The sequence below is a fragment of the Streptomyces sp. P5F9 genome (assembly GCF_057961495.1).
In genome coordinates this window covers 1-2,517 of the sequence record NZ_JBXVPZ010000784.1, presented here as the reverse complement: position 1 = coordinate 2,517, position 2,517 = coordinate 1, and the positions used below count along the sequence as shown (strand labels likewise).

Genomic DNA, 2,517 nt, shown 5'->3' with positions numbered 1-2,517 from the left:
TTGGGGGAGGGCGGGCACCGAAGTCGGGTTGGTAGCCGAGGTTGGCGAGCAGCTCCGCCGCCGCGTCGGTGACCTCCAGGGTGACGTCTTGGGCGTGCAGCCTGCGCCGGGTGTGTTCCAGCAACAGGTCGACGATGTCGCGGAGTTGGGCGCGTTCCAGGCCGCGGAAGACGATGATCTCGTCGATGCGGTTGAGGAACTCGGGGCGGAAGTGCTGGTTCAGGACCGGCATCACCGTCTCGCGGACCTTGGCGTAGTCGTCGACACCCGCCGCGAGGATGCGGTCGGCGCCGATGTTCGACGTCATGATCACGACGGTGTTCTTGAAGTCGACCGTGCGTCCCTGCGAGTCGGTGAGCCGTCCGTCGTCGAGGAGTTGCAGCAGGGTGTTGAAGACGTCGGGGTGCGCCTTCTCGACCTCGTCGAGCAGCAGCACGGCGTACGGCTGCCTGCGGACGGCCTCGGTGAGCTGGCCGGCCTCGTCGTGGCCGACGTATCCGGGAGGCGCTCCGACCAGGCGGGAGACGGTGTGCCGCTCCTGGAACTCGCTCATGTCGAGGCGGATCATGCGGCTCTCGTCGCCGAAGAGGGCGGCGGCCAGCGCGCGGGCCAGTTCGGTCTTGCCGACGCCGGTGGGGCCGAGGAACAGGAAGCTGCCGATGGGCCGGTTCGGATCGCTCATGCCGGCGCGAGCACGGCGTACCGCGCGGGCGACGGCGGTGATCGCCTCGTCCTGGCCGACGACCCGCTCATGGAGGTGCTCCTCCAGCTTCATCAGCCGGGCGCGTTCCTCCTCGGTGAGCTGGGCGACGGGGATGCCGGTGGTGCGGGAGACGACCTCGGCGATGTCCTCGGCGGTGACCTTGGGCGCCTGCTCCTCGGCGGAGCCGCCCGCCTTCAACTCGGCCTCGGTGTCCTTGATCTGGTCTCGGATCTCCTTGGCCCGCTCGTACTCCTCGTCGGCGACGGCCTGGTCCTTCTCCCGGTTGAGGGCGGCGAGCCGGTCCTCGGTGTCACGGGTGTCGGAGAGCGGCGTCTTGGCGCGCAGCCGTACGCGTGCCGCGGCCTGGTCCATCAGGTCGATGGCCTTGTCGGGCAGGAAGCGCGCGGTGATGTACCGGTCGGACAGCTCGGCCGCCGCGACGACGGCCTCGTCGGTGATACGGACCTGGTGGTGGGCCTCGTAGCGGTCGCGCAGGCCGCGCAGGATCTCGATGGTGTCGTCGACGGTCGGTTCGCCGATCAGGATGGGCGCGAAGCGGCGCTCCAGCGCGGAGTCCTTCTCGATGTACTTGCGGTACTCGTCGACGGTCGTGGCACCGATGAGGTGCAACTGCCCACGGGCCAGGGCGGGTTTGAGCATGTTCCCCGCGTCCAGCGCACCGTCCCCACCTCCACCCGCGCCGACGACGGTGTGCAACTCGTCGAGGAACAGCACCAGTTCGTCTCCGTGCTCGCTCACCTCGTCGAGGAGTTTCTTCAGCCGCTCCTCGAACTCGCCCCGGTACTTGGTGCCGGCGACCATCCCGGCCAGGTCCAGGGAGACGAGCCGCTTGCCTTCGAGGGTCTTCGGCACGTCACCGGCGACGATGCGTTGGGCGATGCCCTCGACGACGGCGGTCTTGCCGACGCCGGGGTCGCCGATGAGGACGGGGTTGTTCTTGCTGCGCCGGGACAGCACCTCGATGGTCTGCTCGACCTCGTCGTCCCGCCCGATCACCGGGTCGAGCCGCCCGGCACGGGCGTCCTCGGTGAGGTCGCGCCCGTACTCGTCGACGGTGGGCGTACTGCTGGGCCGCTTCCGCTCGGGCTCGGCACCGGTGGGCGACCCTGCGCTCTCCCAGCCGCTGCCCGCGAGGGCCTGTCCGGCGGCCGACTCGGGGTTGGCGGCGAGGGCCCGCAGCAGGTGTTCGGGGCCGATGTAGGAGGAGTCCTCGGCGCGGGAGATCCGGTACGCGTCGAGCAGGGCCCGCTTGGCCGCCGGGGTGAGCGTGCTGGGTTCGGACTTCGGACCGCCGTCCGCACCTGCGGTCAGCCGTTCCCGAATCCGATCGGGGTCCGCGCCCGCCTCGGCGAGCAGCCGCCGGGTCGACTCCTGCTCGGTGGCGGCGGCCAGCAGATGCCGGGCGTCGAGTTCCTCGCTGCCCTCGACGGCGGCGACGTCCCGCGCCAGGGCCACCAGCTCACGGGCCCGTTCGGAGAGCAGGCTGCCGATGTCGACGCGCTGGGCCCGGCGTGACGGTGCCGCCGGACCCGAACCGCCGAAATACCGGGACATCAGCTCGTCGAATTCCTCGAAGGGGCTGCGTCCGAACCCGAATCCGGGAGTGCTCATGACCACGGACCTTCCGTGCGGCGACTGGGCGGCGACTGGTATCCGTGCCTTCCAACGTTGCACAGCGCGGACGCCCCCGCACCCCCGCACCCCCGCAGGTCACCGGGCACCACACGGCGTGCTCGCATAGACTCGCCGGGTCATGCACAGCCCCGGCACGCCCCGCGCCCCCCACGTCCCCG

The 2,517-nt window shown here is 70.8% G+C and carries 1 protein-coding gene; it reads right to left on the bottom strand.

The annotated features are described in order from the left end of the window. Positions 1-2,335 (bottom strand): ATP-dependent Clp protease ATP-binding subunit (locus AC31A1_RS50005; RefSeq protein ID WP_489659693.1); only part of this gene is annotated, 2,335 nt, incomplete at its 3' end. Positions 2,336-2,517: the final 182 nt, after the last annotated feature.